Annotated in this window: 18 protein-coding genes; 12 read left to right on the top strand and 6 right to left on the bottom strand. The window is 75.0% G+C overall.

The window, feature by feature from the left end:
• Positions 1-137: 137 nt before the first annotated feature.
• Positions 138-719, top strand: coding sequence for a MerR family transcriptional regulator (locus tag ACZ5HG_RS10030; RefSeq protein WP_464175726.1), 582 nt, complete (start codon positions 138-140; stop codon positions 717-719).
• Positions 720-822: 103 nt separating this feature from the next.
• Here ACZ5HG_RS10030 and ACZ5HG_RS10025 read toward each other — a convergent pair whose 3' ends face one another.
• Complete coding sequence (locus ACZ5HG_RS10025; RefSeq protein WP_464175724.1) at positions 823-1,593, bottom strand: ParA family protein; 771 nt, start codon at positions 1,591-1,593, stop codon at positions 823-825.
• A gap of 159 nt (positions 1,594-1,752) precedes the next feature.
• On the opposite strand from ACZ5HG_RS10025, the gene ACZ5HG_RS10020 reads away from it, so the two are divergent.
• Positions 1,753-5,157, top strand: coding sequence for a pyruvate carboxylase (locus tag ACZ5HG_RS10020; protein WP_464175722.1), 3,405 nt, complete (start codon positions 1,753-1,755; stop codon positions 5,155-5,157).
• A 48-nt stretch (positions 5,158-5,205) separates the two neighbouring features.
• Positions 5,206-5,871 (top strand): MBL fold metallo-hydrolase, encoded by a 666-nt coding sequence (locus ACZ5HG_RS10015; protein WP_464175720.1) that lies wholly within the window; start codon positions 5,206-5,208, stop codon positions 5,869-5,871.
• 27 nt (positions 5,872-5,898) lie between these two features.
• Here ACZ5HG_RS10015 and ACZ5HG_RS10010 read toward each other — a convergent pair whose 3' ends face one another.
• The 3 genes from ACZ5HG_RS10010 to ACZ5HG_RS10000 all read right to left on the bottom strand — a co-directional run bounded on the left by ACZ5HG_RS10010 (position 5,899) and on the right by ACZ5HG_RS10000 (position 8,380).
• A complete protein-coding gene (locus ACZ5HG_RS10010; RefSeq protein ID WP_464182139.1) occupies positions 5,899-6,141 on the bottom strand; it encodes a hypothetical protein in 243 nt (80 codons plus the stop codon).
• An 86-nt stretch (positions 6,142-6,227) separates the two neighbouring features.
• Entirely contained in the window at positions 6,228-7,982 is a 1,755-nt protein-coding gene (locus ACZ5HG_RS10005) for a SulP family inorganic anion transporter (RefSeq protein WP_464175717.1), read from the bottom strand.
• Positions 7,979-8,380, bottom strand: coding sequence for an ArsR/SmtB family transcription factor (locus ACZ5HG_RS10000; RefSeq protein ID WP_464182138.1), 402 nt, complete (start codon positions 8,378-8,380; stop codon positions 7,979-7,981). The genes ACZ5HG_RS10005 and ACZ5HG_RS10000 overlap by 4 nt, the downstream gene beginning before the upstream one ends.
• A 115-nt stretch (positions 8,381-8,495) precedes the next feature.
• Here ACZ5HG_RS10000 and ACZ5HG_RS09995 point away from each other — a divergent pair, with 115 nt between their 5' ends.
• The 5 genes from ACZ5HG_RS09995 to ACZ5HG_RS09975 are packed head-to-tail and all read left to right on the top strand — an operon-like array spanning position 8,496 to position 10,120.
• Positions 8,496-8,837, top strand: coding sequence for a cupin domain-containing protein (locus ACZ5HG_RS09995; protein WP_464175715.1), 342 nt, complete (start codon positions 8,496-8,498; stop codon positions 8,835-8,837).
• 31 nt (positions 8,838-8,868) lie between these two features.
• The gene (locus tag ACZ5HG_RS09990) at positions 8,869-9,345 is read left to right on the top strand and encodes a DUF2975 domain-containing protein (protein WP_464175713.1); all 477 of its coding nucleotides are present in this window, start codon (positions 8,869-8,871) and stop codon (positions 9,343-9,345) included.
• Positions 9,345-9,578, top strand: a complete 234-nt coding sequence (locus tag ACZ5HG_RS09985) for a helix-turn-helix domain-containing protein (RefSeq protein WP_464175711.1) — start codon at positions 9,345-9,347, stop codon at positions 9,576-9,578. Before ACZ5HG_RS09990 ends, ACZ5HG_RS09985 begins: the two co-directional genes overlap by 1 nt.
• The gene (locus tag ACZ5HG_RS09980) at positions 9,575-9,766 is read left to right on the top strand and encodes a hypothetical protein (protein WP_464175709.1); all 192 of its coding nucleotides are present in this window, start codon (positions 9,575-9,577) and stop codon (positions 9,764-9,766) included. The genes ACZ5HG_RS09985 and ACZ5HG_RS09980 overlap by 4 nt, the downstream gene beginning before the upstream one ends.
• A gap of 36 nt (positions 9,767-9,802) precedes the next feature.
• Positions 9,803-10,120 (top strand): glycosyltransferase family 2 protein, encoded by a 318-nt coding sequence (locus tag ACZ5HG_RS09975; protein WP_464175706.1) that lies wholly within the window; start codon positions 9,803-9,805, stop codon positions 10,118-10,120.
• On the opposite strand, the gene ACZ5HG_RS09970 is transcribed toward ACZ5HG_RS09975, so the two are convergent.
• On the bottom strand, positions 10,095-10,517 hold the full coding sequence (locus ACZ5HG_RS09970) for a hypothetical protein (RefSeq protein ID WP_464175704.1): 423 nt from the start codon (positions 10,515-10,517) through the stop codon (positions 10,095-10,097). The genes ACZ5HG_RS09975 and ACZ5HG_RS09970 overlap by 26 nt on opposite strands.
• Before the next feature lie 197 nt (positions 10,518-10,714).
• Here ACZ5HG_RS09970 and ACZ5HG_RS09965 point away from each other — a divergent pair, with 197 nt between their 5' ends.
• Both ACZ5HG_RS09965 and ACZ5HG_RS09960 read left to right on the top strand, forming a co-directional pair.
• Positions 10,715-11,149 carry a hypothetical protein gene (locus ACZ5HG_RS09965; protein ID WP_464175702.1) on the top strand — a complete coding sequence of 145 codons (435 nt, stop codon included), beginning with the start codon at positions 10,715-10,717 and terminating at the stop codon, positions 11,147-11,149.
• Positions 11,150-11,207: 58 nt separating this feature from the next.
• Entirely contained in the window at positions 11,208-11,561 is a 354-nt protein-coding gene (locus tag ACZ5HG_RS09960) for a VOC family protein (protein WP_464175700.1), read from the top strand.
• A 7-nt stretch (positions 11,562-11,568) separates the two neighbouring features.
• Here the strand turns inward: ACZ5HG_RS09960 and ACZ5HG_RS09955 are convergent, their stop codons facing one another.
• On the bottom strand, positions 11,569-11,958 hold the full coding sequence (locus tag ACZ5HG_RS09955; protein ID WP_464175698.1) for a YciI family protein: 390 nt from the start codon (positions 11,956-11,958) through the stop codon (positions 11,569-11,571).
• 105 nt (positions 11,959-12,063) lie between these two features.
• On the opposite strand from ACZ5HG_RS09955, the gene ACZ5HG_RS09950 reads away from it, so the two are divergent.
• Positions 12,064-13,236, top strand: a complete 1,173-nt coding sequence (locus ACZ5HG_RS09950) for an EAL domain-containing protein (RefSeq protein WP_464175696.1) — start codon at positions 12,064-12,066, stop codon at positions 13,234-13,236.
• A 76-nt stretch (positions 13,237-13,312) separates the two neighbouring features.
• The gene (locus ACZ5HG_RS09945; RefSeq protein WP_464175694.1) at positions 13,313-13,483 is read left to right on the top strand and encodes a DUF1059 domain-containing protein; all 171 of its coding nucleotides are present in this window, start codon (positions 13,313-13,315) and stop codon (positions 13,481-13,483) included.

The following is a 13,483-nucleotide window of genomic DNA, read 5'->3' as shown; positions in this document are numbered from 1 at the left end:
CACGCCGCCCGCGACACGCCGAGAACCGCCGTGGGCGTGGTCGTTGACCACCCCTGGTCGCGGGCCTAGCGTTGCTCACAGATCAGCACGATCCGACGCCGCACCGGCGGCACGGACGCGACACAGAGGAGCTCGGCGTGAGCGGCACCGAACAGACGGCGGACGCGAGCAGCGTCCCGCAGCGCGCGCAGGGCCTCCTGTTCGGCGACGACCTCCCGGACCTCGACCAGACCACCGGCTACCGCGGGCCCACCGCCTGCCGCGCGGCCGGGATCACCTACCGCCAGTTGGACTACTGGGCTCGCACCGGCCTGGTCGAGGCGTCGATCCGCCCGGCCACCGGCTCCGGCACCCAGCGGCTCTACTCCTTCCGCGACATCCTCGTGCTCAAGGTCGTCAAGCGCCTGCTCGACACCGGGGTCTCCCTGCAGCAGATCCGCACCGCCGTCGGCCACCTGCGCGAGCGCGGCGTGGACGACCTGGCGCAGATCACCCTGATGTCCGACGGCGCCTCGGTCTACGAGTGCACCTCCGCGGACGAAGTGATCGACCTGGTGCAGGGTGGTCAGGGCGTGTTCGGCATCGCCGTCGGTCGTGTGTGGCGCGAGGTCGAGGGCACGCTGGCCCAACTGCCCACCGAGCGCGCCGAGGACGACGCCCCGGTCGCGAGCGGCACCGACGAGCTCGCCGCCCGCCGCCGGGCGCGCAACGCCGGCTGACCCGCACGCACACGTCCGACGCCCCTCGCCCCCGGTGATCCGGGAGCGGGGGGCGTCGTCGTGCGTGAGGTACCGGCTCAGCCGCGCGGCGCGCTGGGTCCGATCAGCCGCGCGGAGCGCGGAGGGCGCGGTCGAGCAGCGCCTCGAAGACCTCGCCGAGCTCGCGGGCACCCTGCCCCGGCCAGGCGTGCACCGGCTGGGCCGCGCCCTGCGCCTGCTGGAGGGCGGCGCGCTCCGGCACGAAGGGGGTGAGCACCAGCGGGCCGTACAGCCCCTGCAGCTCCTCCAGGCGGAAGGCCTGCTCGATCGAGCGCGCCTTGACCCGGTTGACGATCACGCCCAGCGGTTGGAGCTGGCCGGCCGGGCCGCGGCGCAGCTCGTCGATCGTGCGCATCGCGCGTCCGACGGCGGTGACGGAGAACAGGCCGGGCTCGGTGACGACCACCGCGCGGTCGCAGGCGGTCAGGCCGGTGCGGGTCAGCCCGCCGAGCGAGGGCGGGCAGTCCACCAGCACCAGGTCGTAGTCGTGCAGCCAGGCCAGGGCGTAGCGCAGCCGGTCCACCTCCGCGGAGGAGCCGTCGTAGGCGTCGTGCCTCGCGGAGGCTGCGGAGCCCACCAGCACGTCCAGGCCGTCCTCGGCCCAGTAGCTCGGCGCGAGCGCCGCCTCCAGGGTCTCCACGCTGGGGGAGTCCAGCAGCCCGGCGACGTCGCCGGTGGACTCGCCGGTGGCCAGGGCCAGGGTGCTGTCGGCCTGCGGGTCGAGGTCGATCACCAGCGTGCGCAGCCCGCGCTCCAGCGCGGCCGAGGCCAGCCCGAGCGTCACGGATGTCTTCCCCACGCCGCCCTTGAGCGAGCACACTCCCAGCACCAGCATCCCGCCACGGTATCCGGGACCTGCGTGGTTGCGGAATCACGCCGCGCCGAGCCGTCCACAGGGCCGCCGGGCCGAAACCCCTGTGGACAACCTGCGGACACCGCGACGCCGGGTGCCGTCGCGGCGCTACGGTGCTGAGCGACCTGGAAGAGGTGAGCGGTGTTCGACAAGGTGCTGGTGGCGAACAGGGCCGAGATCGCGGTGCGGGCGTTCCGTGCCGCCTACGAGCTCGGGGCACGGACGGTCGCGGTGTTCCCCTACGAGGACCGCTCCTCCGAGCACCGCCTCAAGGCGGACGAGGCGTACCGGATCGGCGAGGTCGGGCACCCGGTGCGGGCCTACCTCGACGTGGACGAGATCGTGCGGGTCGCGGTCGAGTCCGGCGCCGACGCGATCTACCCCGGCTACGGCTTCCTGTCCGAGAACCCCGAGCTGGCCCGCGCGACCGCCTCCGCGGGGCTGACCTTCGTCGGCCCGCCGCCGGAGGTGCTGGAGCTCGCCGGGCACAAGGTGCACGCCATCGAGGCGGCGCGTGCCGCCGGGATCCCGGTGCTGCGCTCCTCGGCGCCCTCGGCCGACGCGGACGCGCTGCTGGCGGCGGCCGAGGCGATCGGCTTCCCGATCTTCGTCAAGGCGGTGGCCGGCGGCGGCGGGCGCGGGATGCGTCGGGTGGACGACCCGGCGGCGCTGCCGGACGCGCTGGCGGCGGCGATGCGCGAGGCGCAGGCGGCCTTCGGCGACGCGACGGTCTTCCTGGAGCAGGCGGTGCTGCGCCCGCGGCACATCGAGGTGCAGATCCTCGCGGACGCCACCGGCGAGGTGGTGCACCTGTTCGAGCGGGACTGCTCGGTGCAGCGCCGGCACCAGAAGGTGATCGAGATCGCCCCGGCGCCGAACCTGGATCCGGCGATCCGTGACGCGCTGTGCCGGGACGCCGTGGCCTTCGCGCGGTCGATCGGCTACGTCAACGCCGGCACCGTCGAGTTCCTGGTCGACACCGTCGGCGAGCGGGCCGGCCAGCACGTGTTCATCGAGATGAACCCCCGGATCCAGGTCGAGCACACCGTGACCGAGGAGGTCACCGACGTCGACCTGGTGCAGGCGCAGATGCGGATCGCGGCGGGGGAGACCCTGGCCGACCTCGGCATCAGCCAGGACACCGTGCGGGTCAACGGCTTCGCCATGCAGAGCCGGATCACCACCGAGGACCCCGGCGACCACTTCCGCCCCGACACCGGGCGCATCCTCGCCTACCGCTCCCCGGGCGGCGCCGGCGTGCGGCTGGACGGCGCCACGGCCACCGTCGGCTCGGAGATCAGCGGGCACTTCGACTCGATGCTGGTCAAGCTCACCTGCCGCGGGAGGGACTTCCCGACGGCGGTCAACCGGGCGCGGCGCGCGCTGGCGGAGTTCCGGGTGCGCGGCGTGCGGACCAACATCCCGTTCCTGCGCGCCGTGGTGGCGGACCCGCAGTTCGCCGCCGGCGACCTGGCGACCTCGTTCATCGACGAGCGCCCCGAGCTGCTGGTCAGCACCAGCAGCGCCGACCGGGGCACCAAGATCCTGCAGTACCTCGCCGACGTGACGGTGAACCGGCCCTACGGCCCGCCGATCCAGGTGGTCGAGCCGGCCGACAAGCTGCCCGCCGTCGACCTGCGCGTCCCCGCGCCGGACGGCACCCGCCAGCAGCTGCTCGCGCTCGGCCCCGAGGGCTTCGCCGCCGCGCTGCGCGCCCGGACCTCGGTGGCCGTCACCGACACCACCTACCGCGACGCGCACCAGTCGCTGCTCGCCACCCGGGTGCGCAGCCACGACCTGCTGACGCCCGCGCCGGTGGTCAACCGCACGCTGCCCGGGCTGTGGAGCCTGGAGGCCTGGGGCGGCGCCACCTACGACGTCGCGCTGCGCTTCCTCGCCGAGAACCCGTGGGTGCGCCTGGACCGGCTGCGCGAGCTGTACCCGACGATCGCGCTCCAGATGCTGCTGCGCGGGCGCAACACCGTCGGCTACACGCCCTACCCGACCCGGGTGACCGAGGCGTTCGTGCAGGAGGCCTCGGACTCCGGCATGGACGTGTTCCGGATCTTCGACGCGCTGAACGACGTCGAGCAGATGCGGCCGGCGATCGACGCCGTGCGCGCCACCAACCGCTCGGTGGCCGAGGTCGCGCTCTGCTACACCGGCAACCTCGCCGACCCCGGCGAGACGCTCTACACCCTCGACTACTACCTCCGGCTCGCCGAGCAGGTCGTGGCGGCGGGTGCGCACGTGATCGCGATCAAGGACATGGCCGGCTTGCTGCGCCCGCGCGCCGCCGCCACCCTGGTCGCCGCGCTGCGGGAACGCTTCGATCTGCCGGTGCACCTGCACACCCACGACACCGCCGGTGGCCAGCTCGCCACGCTGCTCGCCGCCGTGGACGCCGGGGTGGACGCGGTGGACGTGGCGAGCGCGCCGATGTCCGGCACCACCAGCCAGCCGTCGATGTCCGCGCTGGTCGCGGCGCTGGAGCACACCGACCGGGACACCGGCCTCTCGCTGGACGCGGTCACCGACCTCGAGCCGTACTGGGAGGCGGTGCGTCGGCTCTACCGGCCGTTCGAGTCCGGGCTGCCCGGCCCCACCGGCCGGGTGTACGAGCACGAGATCCCCGGCGGCCAGCTGTCCAACCTGCGCCAGCAGGCCATCGCGCTCGGCCTCGGCGACCGCTTCGAGGCGATCGAGCGGATGTACGCCGCCGCCGACCGCATCCTCGGCCGGCCGGTCAAGGTCACCCCGTCCTCCAAGGTGGTCGGCGACCTCGCCCTGCACCTGGTGGCCGTCGACGCCGACCCGGACGACTTCGCGAAGCACCCGCAGCGCTACGACGTGCCGGACTCGGTGGTCGGGTTCCTGCGCGGCGAGCTCGGCGACCCGCCCGGCGGCTGGCCGGAGCCGTTCCGCACGCGCGCCCTCAAGGGCCGCGGCGCCCCGCCCGCGCCCGCCGACCTGTCCGCCGACGACCTGGTCGAGCTCGGCGCCGACGGCGAGCGGCGGCGCGCGCGGCTCAACCACCTGCTGTTCCCCGGGCCCACCAAGGACTTCGAGACCGCCCGCGCCGCCTACGGCAACCTGCGCGTGCTGGACACCTCCTCCTACCTGTACGGGCTCACCCCCGGCGGCAAGCAGGAGATCGAGGTCATGCTGGAGCGCGGCGTCCGGCTGCTGATCGGCCTGGAGGCGATCGGCGAGCCCGACGAGCAGGGCATGCGCACGCTCATGTTCACCCTGAACGGTCAGCTCCGGCCGGTGCGTGCCCGCGACCGCTCGGTCGAGGTGGACGCCGCCGCGGCGGAGCGGGCCGACCCGCACACCCCGGGGCACATCGCGGCGCCGTTCTCCGGCGCGGTGACCCCGGTGGTGCAGGAGGGGCAGAAGGTCAAGGCCGGCCAGACCGTGGCCACCGTCGAGGCGATGAAGATGGAGGCGGCCATCACCACGCCGGTGTCCGGGATGGTGCAGCGGCTCGCGGTGGGCGCGGTGCAGCAGCTCCAGGGCGGGGACCTGGTGATGGTGATCGGCTGAGGCGCGGCTCGGTTCGACGCGGGGCGGATGCGGAGAGATGCTGGCGCCATGACCTTCACCCTCTCCACCTGGGGACATGCCTGCGTCCGGATCGAGCGTGACGGGCGGCGGCTGGTCCTGGACCCCGGCGCGTTCAGCGACCCCGCGGCGCTGGACGGCGCCGACGCGGTGCTGATCACCCACGAGCACCCGGACCACGTCGACCCGGCCGCGCTCGCCGGGGTGCTCGCCGAGCGTCCCGCGCTGGACGTGTGGGCGCCGGAGGGTGCGGTGCGGCTGCTCCGCGAGGCCGGTGCGCCGACCGACCGGCTGCACGTCGCGCACGAGGGCGACGAGTGGGAGGTCGCCGGCTTCACGATCCGCGGCGTCGGGCACGCGCACGCCGTGATCCACCCGGACGCGCCGGTGCCGCAGAACGTCGGCTACCTGGTCGACGGGACGCTGCTGCACCCGGGCGACTCCTTCGTCACCCCGCCGGAGGGGACCGTCGACGTGCTGCTGGTCCCGGTGGCCGGGCCGTGGATGAAGGTGGCGGAGGCGGTCGAGTACGTGCGCGCGGTGCACCCGCGCCTGGCGGTGCCGATCCACGACGCGATCATGGCGCCGGCCGGGCTCGGCCTGGTGGACCGGCTGGTCGGCGGGCTGGGCGGCGCGGGGGAGTACCGCCGGCTGGCGATCGGCGAGGGGGCGTTGATCGGGCGCGCGGGGGACTGAGCGCTCCGGCGACCGGGGGCGCTCGGCTCAGACCGGGTGGGTGAACGAGACCGGGGTGCCGGTGGCGCGGGCGTAGGCGATCTCGCGGCGGGTGGACTCGCCGACGTACCCGCCGGGATCCACCACGAGCACCCGGTCGGCCAGGTCGATCTTGCGCAGGTGCAGGGCGTCCAGCACCACCTTCTGCGCGGCGGTCACCGGGCCGTCCACCTCGCCCGGCGCGAGCACGATGCAGCCGGCCAGGGTGAGGTCGCGGTTCGCGGCGCGCATCTCGGCCACGAACCGGGCGGAGCCGCACAGGCAGACGATCTCCGGGCGGTCCGCAGCCGGGATCGCCGGTGCGTCGCTGCGCCCGGTCACGGCCGGCTCCGCTCGGGCACATCGGCGAGCGTGGCTGTCCCTGCCGACGGGCCGGTCCCGGCCCGCTCGCGCGCCACGTGGCTGCGGGCGTGCTCGACGGCCGCGTCGAGGTCGTCGAACAGGTGCCGCTCGTCGCGCAGGGCGTCGATCACGCCGACCCGACGAGCCAGGGTGAGGTGCCGGTCCTGGATCCCCTTGACCAGCACGGTCACCCCGCGGCGCTCCAGCCCCGCGACCAGCTCGGCGAGCACCTGCGCGCCGGTGGAGTCGAGCAGCTGCACCTGCGACAGCCGGAGCACGACCACGCTGACGCCCTCGATCGCGCCGACCCGTTCCAGCACGCGCTCGGCGACGGCGAAGAACAGCGCGCCGTCCACCCGGATCACCGCGATCCGCTCGTCGCCGGGCCGGGCGGGTCCGGCGATCTCCTCGCGGTGCACGCCGGCCGAGCGGGCCAGGGTGCGCAGGGCGGTGACGGCGGCCACCGCGATCCCGATCCCGACGGCGTAGACCAGGTCGACCGCGACGGTCACCACGGCGGTCACGACGAACACCAGGGCGGCGGAGCGGGAGGAGCCGAGCACGGCGCGCACGGTCCGTACCTGCACCATGCGGACGGCGGTGACCACCAGCACCCCGGCGAGGGCGGCCAGCGGGATCCGGGAGACCACCGGCCCGGCGACGCCGACCACCAGGAGCAGCAGCAGGGCGTGCACGACGGCGGAAGCGCGGGTTCGGCCGCCGGAGCGGACGTTGACGGCGGTGCGGGCGATGGCGCCGGTGGCGGGCATGCCACCGAACAGCCCGGCGGCGATCGAGGCGAGGCCCTGGCCGACGAGCTCGCGGTCGGCGTCGTAGCGGGTGGCCTCGGTGCGGGTCGTCCGTGCCGGCCCGACGTCCCGCGCGGCCTCGGACTCGAGCACGCCGACCTGCCCGGCGGCGACCCGCGCGGACAGCAGCGACTCGATCGCGGCGAGGGCGGCGACGGTGGCCGAGGGCACGAGCAGCGAGGACAGCAGCGACGGGTCGAGGTCGGGCAGCCCGGGCAGCGGGAGACCGGCGGGCAGGGCGCCGATCGTCGCCACCGGCAGGTCGAGCAGCACGGAGGCCAGGGTGACCAGCACGATCGCCACGATCGAGCCGGGGACGGCGGGGTGCAGGCGCGGGGCGAGCAGCATGATCGCGGCGACGGCGGCCACCAGCGCGAGGGCGAGCAGGGCGTGCGCGGGATCGGCCTCGGCGACGGACTGCACGGCGGCGACGGCGGCGTTGGCGTCGTGCCCGCCGGTGCCGACGCCGACGGCCGCGGGCACCTGCTGGAGGAAGATGATCACGGCGATCCCGAGGGTGAACCCCTCGATCACCGGCCACGGGATCGCGCCGACCGCCCGCCCGAGGCGCAGGACCCCGGCGAGCACCACGAGCGCCCCGGAGATCAGGCAGACCGCGCCGAGCGCCCCGACGCCGCGCTCGGCGACGATGGGGGCGAGCACGACGACCATCGCGCCGGTCGGCCCGGAGACCTGCACCGGCGAGCCGCCGAACACCGCCGCGACGATGCCGGCGACCACGGCGGTGACCAGCCCGGCCTCGGCGCCGGCGCCGGAGGAGACGCCGAAGGCGAGGGCGAGCGGCAGCGCGACGATGCCGACGGTGACCCCGGCGAGCAGGTCGGCGCGCCAGGTGCGCGGCAGGTCGGCGTAGTCGCGGCGGGAGGGCAGCAGCGCGCGCAGGTGCGCCCCGGCGCTCACCGCCGCACCGCGTCGGCCGCGCGGTCGGTGTCGTGGGACCCGGGGCGCGGGGGCGGCGGGGCGTCGTCCAGGGTGCTGAGGTGGCGCTCGGTGGTGCGCAGGTTCTCGGCGAGCAGCTCGCGAGCGACCCGCAGCAGATCGGCGACCAGCGGGGACGCCAGGCGGTAGCGGACCTGGCTGCCGGTGCGGGTGGACTCGACGAGCAGGTAGCGGCGCAGCACGGACAGGTGCTGCGACAGGTGGGAGGCCTCCAGGCCGGTGCCGGCGATCAGGTCCTGCACGGGCACCTCGTCGGCGGCGGCCAGGATCTCCAGGACGCGGATCCGGACCGGGTGGGCGAGGCCCTTGAACAGGTTGGCCTTGATCTCGTTGAGCGGCTGCTCGGCGGGCACGACGATCTCCTGATGGCGTGATGAATTGATGGATCCATCATATGACCCGGTCGGAGCGCCGGGCGACCACCGTCTGGGTAGGTTGGGCACCGGACCGCCGACGACGCCGGGAGGACGACCGATGGACGTGCAGCAGCTCGCGCAGGACCAGATCGACCGCGCGCACCAGGACGAGCACGGGCGCAGCGCGCAGGTGCTGGTGCACGACGGCCCGCTGCGGCAGAGCATCATCGCGCTCACCAAGGGCAGCGTGCTCGCCGAGCACAACTCGCCACCGGCGGCGAGCATCCTGGTGCTGCGCGGCACCGTCGCCGTCACCACCGCCGAGCGCGTCGACACCCTGCCCGCGCACCACCTGGCCGAGCTGACCCACGACCGGCACGGCGTGGAGGCGCTGAGCGACGCGGCGTTCCTGCTCACCACGGTCACCGGGACGGGGGAGCCCTCGCACGGCGCCTCTTGACGATCGAGAGAAATCGCTCGATGATCGATCGATGAGATCGATCGTCCCCCTGGTGCTGCGCGGCGTGATCCTCCTGCTCGTGACCGGGTCGCTGCTGGTGCAGGCGCTGCTGCCCGGCGTCGCCCGCGAGATCGGCGACGAGTACGAGGAGGTCACGCACCTCGCCGTGCCCTACGCGGTGCTGGCGATCCTCGCGGTGGTCTGCGTGCAGGTCGCGCTGGTGGCGGTGTGGCGGCTGCTCGTCCTGGTCGAGGGCGGCACGATCTTCACCCGCGACGCGCTGCGCCCGGTGGACGTGATCATCGGCTGCGGCGCGGCGGCCACCCTGCTCACGATCGGGGTGATGCTGCACCTGGGCCTGGTGGTCCGGCTCGGCGGTCCGGGGATCGGCCTGGTGCTCGCCGCCGGGTCGGCGCTGGGCGTCGCGCTCGTGCTGCTGATGGTCGTGATGCGCGGCCTGCTCACCACGGCGACCTCGTACCGCACCGAGCTCGCCGAGGTGATCTGATGCCGGTGGTGGTCGACCTCGACGTGATGCTCGCCCGGCGCAAGATGTCCGTGGGCGACTTCGCCGCCGCGATCGGGATCAGCACCGCCAACGTCGCCGTGCTGAAGAACGGCCGGGCGCGCGCGGTGCGGTTCTCCACGCTGGACGCGATCTGCCGGGTGCTCGACTGCCAGCCCGGCGACGTGCTTCGCTGGGTGCCGGAGGACGACACGGCGATCGAGGGGGCCCCATGACCGAGGACGACCGCCCGACGCCCCACGACGAGCGACCCGGCGGACGCCCCGGGATCAACGGCGACCCGCTCGCGCCGACCTTCCGGGACGGCCCGCGCCGCAGGCCGGTGTCCGTCGGCTCGATCCTGACCTCCGCGCTGCCGTTCCTGGTGCTGCTCGCCGTGGTGGCCTTCGCCACGACGCGCTGAGCGTGCGACCGCCGCGCAGGCCCTAGCCTGGCGGGCATGGCCGCCGTCAGCGTCGTCGTCACCGCCCACGACCAGGGGGATCTGGTCGCCGAGGCCGTCGCCTCCGCCCTCGCGCAGAGCCGGCCGCCGGCCCGGGTGGTGGTCGTGGACGACGGCTCCACCGATCCCCGGTCGCTGACCGTGCTGGACCGGATCGCCGGGACCGAGCGCTGCTCGGTGCTGCACCGGGTGAACGGCGGGGTCTCGGCCGCGCGCAACTCCGGGATCGCCGCGGTGGAGGAGCCGCTGGTGGTGGTGCAGGGGAGCGGCCGGGGGCAGGCCGGGAAGATCAGGCGGCGGGGCAGCGGCCGGTGATCGTGAACGTCGAGCCGTAGCCCTCGGCGAGCGGGCTGGCGTCCGTCCCCCGGATCACCACGTCGCCCGCGTCGCCGACCTGCACCTGGTCGATCGTCCCGGTGAACACCGCGTCGCCGACCAGCCCGATCGAACCGCCGCCGGCCGCCGCCTCGACGTCCAGCCGGCCGCCCTCACCGGTGATCGAGGTGATCACGGAGCCCTCGTCCGGGACCACGCAGACGTCGGCGGTGCCCGCGAAGTGCAGCCCCTCGGCCACGTCGTCGAGCTGGAACGCCCCGGCGGGCGGGCTGGACGGCGCCGAGGCCGGGTGGGTCGCGCAGGCCGACAGGGCGAGGGCCAGGGTGAGCGCGGTGGCGGCGGCGGTCGCGGCGGCGCGTGCGGCGGGGATGGGCACGGTGGGTCTCGTCTCGTCAGGCCGGCACGGTCCGCCGGCGTCGGGACGAGCCTGTCGGCGCGGTGCCGGGACCGGCGTCGGCCCGTCGGCCGCGCCCGGGTGCGACTTTGGTGGCAGCGCGGTCCGGGGTGCCGGCGGGGCGATCTGCCGGGCAGAAGCCGCCCGCGCGGCGGTGGCCTGCTCCTACGCTGTCCGCCATGGGGCGCTCCGCAGCACGGTCCGCACGATCCACCCGACCGGTCCGGCACCGTCGCGCGGCGGTCGTCGGCGCGCTGGTGCTGCTCGTGCCGGCGCTCGCGGCGTGCGGGGACGACCCGGAGCCGCCGTCGCAGGCCGTGGGGTTCTGCCAGGGGCGGGACGCCGCCCACCCGGACCGCACGCGGGTCGAGATCGAGCTCCGCCAGCACGGCGAGGTGGTGGGCACGGCGTCCGTCCCCGTCCTCGGGGGTGCGGCGATGCGGGTGCCGCTCGGCGAGGTGGAGGTGTACGTCGACGGGGAGCACGTCGGCACCGCGGGCAGCGACGACCAGCCGCTGCAGACCCCGGCGCCGACCGACATCACCTACCTCACCTCCGGCGAGGGCTGCGCGGACACCATGATCGCCCCGCCGCCCGGTCCGCCGGCCGGCTGACCGGCCGCCCGCGCACGACGCCCGCGCGCCGATCCGCCCCGCGCGGCACACTGGCCGGATGGAACGCGTGCAGGGCATCGGCGGCTACTTCCTGCGGGCCGCCGACCCGGTGGCGCTCGGCGCCTGGTACCGCGAGGTGCTCGGCCTGGACGCCGACGAGCACGGCCTGTGGGCACCCGCCCCCGGGCCGACGGTGTTCGCGACCTTCGAGGCGGGCACCGACTACCTCGGTGCGCCCGATCAGCGCACCATGCTCAACTTCCGGGTGCGCGACCTGGACGCCATGCTCACGCAGGTGCGCGCCGCTGGGGGAGCGGTCGACGAGGAGACTCAGGAGATGGACGGCGTGGGCCGGTTCGGCTGGGTGACGGACCCGGAGGGCAACCGGATCGAGCTCTGGCAGCCCGCCTGAGCGGTCGTCAGTCGGCCATGACCTCGCGGATCTCGATCCACTCGTGCATCGGAGCGCCGCCCGGCCCCGGCTCGGAGGAGACGAAGGCGGCGATCTCCACCGCGCGCTCGTAGGACGCCACGTCGATCCGGTACCACCCGGCCACCAGGTCCCCCTCGTCGGGGCTCGGGATCGCGACCGGCGGCGCGTCCGGGCCGTCGAACCGGACCCAGGTGCTCTCCGGCGTGAGCGCCGAGGCCTCGACGTGCTCGCCGCTCGCCTCGAGCACGTCGCTCACGTGACCGAGGAACGCCATGTGCGCGGCCACGTCCTGCGGCTCCCAGCGGTCCATCGGCGGGACCGGCACGTGCTGCGCCGGTCCGCCGTGGTAGTGCTTCACCAGCAGGTACTGCGGCATCGTCGCCTCCGGGGCCGTGCGGGGTCGGTGCGGGTCGAGCCCATCGAAGCACCGGGGCACGCGGCGGGCACGCGGTCGCGGCTCCGTTCGCCTCAGCACCGGGGCGTGTCCGACGATGGGACGACGCGGGTCCGTCCGGGTCCGCGCCGCGCCGCGCAGGGGAGAGTCGCGATCGACACCGAGCAGGCCGCACCGCCGGTCGACGACGCGCGCTGGCGCGAGGCGCTGCACGCGATCCTGGAGGACCCGTCGCGGCACGTGCTGCACGCGCAGCCGATCGTCGAGCTGAGCGGCGGGTCGATCGCCGGCTACGAGCTGCTGTCCCGGTTCGACGGGCCGTGGCGCACCACCCCGGACCGCTGGTTCGCCGCCGCCCACCACTGGGGGCTGAACCCCCGGCTCCAGGCGCGCGTGCTGGAGCGGGCGGTCGCGGCGCGGGCCGATCTGCCGCCGAACACCTTCCTCACCGTGAACGTGGACCCGCACCTGCTGGCCGAGGACCTGGTCGCCGAGGCGCTGCTGCGGCACGAGGAGCTGAGCCGGGTGGTGCTGGAGCTGACCGAGCGCACGCGGCTCGACGGGGCGGGGCGCGCGGGTGCGGTGCTCGACGCCGTCCGCGCCGCCGGTGCCCTGGTCGCGATGGACGACGCCGGGACGGGCTACGCCGGTCTGGAGCTGCTGCTGGAGCTGCGGCCGGACATGGTCAAGCTCGACCGTGCCCTGGTCAGCGGGATCGACGCGGACCCGGTCAAGCGCACGCTGGTCCAGGTGTTCGGCGACCTGGTCGGGCGGATGGACGGCTGGGTGCTGGCCGAGGGGATCGAGACGCGGGCCGAGCTGGACACCGTGATCGGTCTCGGCGTGCCGCTGGCGCAGGGCTGGGCGCTGGGTCGCCCGCAGCCCCGGATGCTGGAGGCGCTGCCCGCCGAGGTCGCCGCGCTGATCCGCGCCGCGACGTCCCGCGCGTCCTTCGCCGACGCGGTGGTCAGCCTGGTCCGTCCCGCCCGCGCGGGTCGGGACCGTGCCGTGTGCGACGTGCTGCTCGCGGAGAACGGGCTGGTCACCGAGGTGGTCGACGCCGCTGGGCGCTGGGTCCCCGCCATGACCGTGGCGCCCAGCGCGAGCGTGGTCGACGTGGTGCGCCGCGCCATGGTCCGCGACGACGCGCACCGCTGGGACCCGCTGGTGTGCACCGATGCGACCGGTGCGGTGGTCGGCACGCTCGCGATCGACGCGCTGGTGCTGGCGATGTCCGACGCGGTCTCACCCGCTGGTTGACTCATCAACTACTCGTACGGTGCCGATGGGACCAGGTCGGCCCGGTCGGGTCGGAACGACGGAAGAGGGCATCGACATGAAGGCATTCCGCTGCGGCGACGTCGTCCCGGGCTGCACCCGGGCGTTCACCGGGACCGAGGACGAGATCCTGGCGCAGGTCGGTCAGCACGCCCGCGCCGACCACGGGCTCGCCGAGGTCCCCGCCGAGCTGGTCGCGCAGGTGCGGTCGGCGATGGTGCCCGCCTGA

The sequence above is a fragment of the Cellulomonas sp. GTC20042 genome, from assembly GCF_055389595.1.
The sequence above is the reverse complement of the archived record's forward strand: the minus strand, read 5'-3'. Positions and strand labels throughout refer to the sequence as shown.

Excerpts from the sequence above, each read along its gene's own strand:
- ACZ5HG_RS10015 (WP_464175720.1), top strand. The coding sequence starts at position 5,206 with ATGACCTTCACCCTCTCCACCTGGGGACATGCCTGCGTCCGGATCGAG.
- ACZ5HG_RS10025 (WP_464175724.1), bottom strand. The coding sequence starts at position 1,593 with ATGCTGGTGCTGGGAGTGTGCTCGCTCAAGGGCGGCGTGGGGAAGACA.
- ACZ5HG_RS09955 (WP_464175698.1), bottom strand. The coding sequence starts at position 11,958 with ATGCCGCAGTACCTGCTGGTGAAGCACTACCACGGCGGACCGGCGCAG.
- ACZ5HG_RS09975 (WP_464175706.1), top strand. The coding sequence starts at position 9,803 with ATGGCCGCCGTCAGCGTCGTCGTCACCGCCCACGACCAGGGGGATCTG.
- ACZ5HG_RS09980 (WP_464175709.1), top strand. The coding sequence starts at position 9,575 with ATGACCGAGGACGACCGCCCGACGCCCCACGACGAGCGACCCGGCGGA.
- ACZ5HG_RS09995 (WP_464175715.1), top strand. The coding sequence starts at position 8,496 with ATGGACGTGCAGCAGCTCGCGCAGGACCAGATCGACCGCGCGCACCAG.
- ACZ5HG_RS09945 (WP_464175694.1), top strand. The coding sequence starts at position 13,313 with ATGAAGGCATTCCGCTGCGGCGACGTCGTCCCGGGCTGCACCCGGGCG.
- ACZ5HG_RS09960 (WP_464175700.1), top strand. The coding sequence starts at position 11,208 with ATGGAACGCGTGCAGGGCATCGGCGGCTACTTCCTGCGGGCCGCCGAC.
- ACZ5HG_RS09990 (WP_464175713.1), top strand. The coding sequence starts at position 8,869 with ATGAGATCGATCGTCCCCCTGGTGCTGCGCGGCGTGATCCTCCTGCTC.
- ACZ5HG_RS09985 (WP_464175711.1), top strand. The coding sequence starts at position 9,345 with ATGCCGGTGGTGGTCGACCTCGACGTGATGCTCGCCCGGCGCAAGATG.
- ACZ5HG_RS10010 (WP_464182139.1), bottom strand. The coding sequence starts at position 6,141 with ATGCGCGCCGCGAACCGCGACCTCACCCTGGCCGGCTGCATCGTGCTC.
- ACZ5HG_RS09965 (WP_464175702.1), top strand. The coding sequence starts at position 10,715 with ATGGGGCGCTCCGCAGCACGGTCCGCACGATCCACCCGACCGGTCCGG.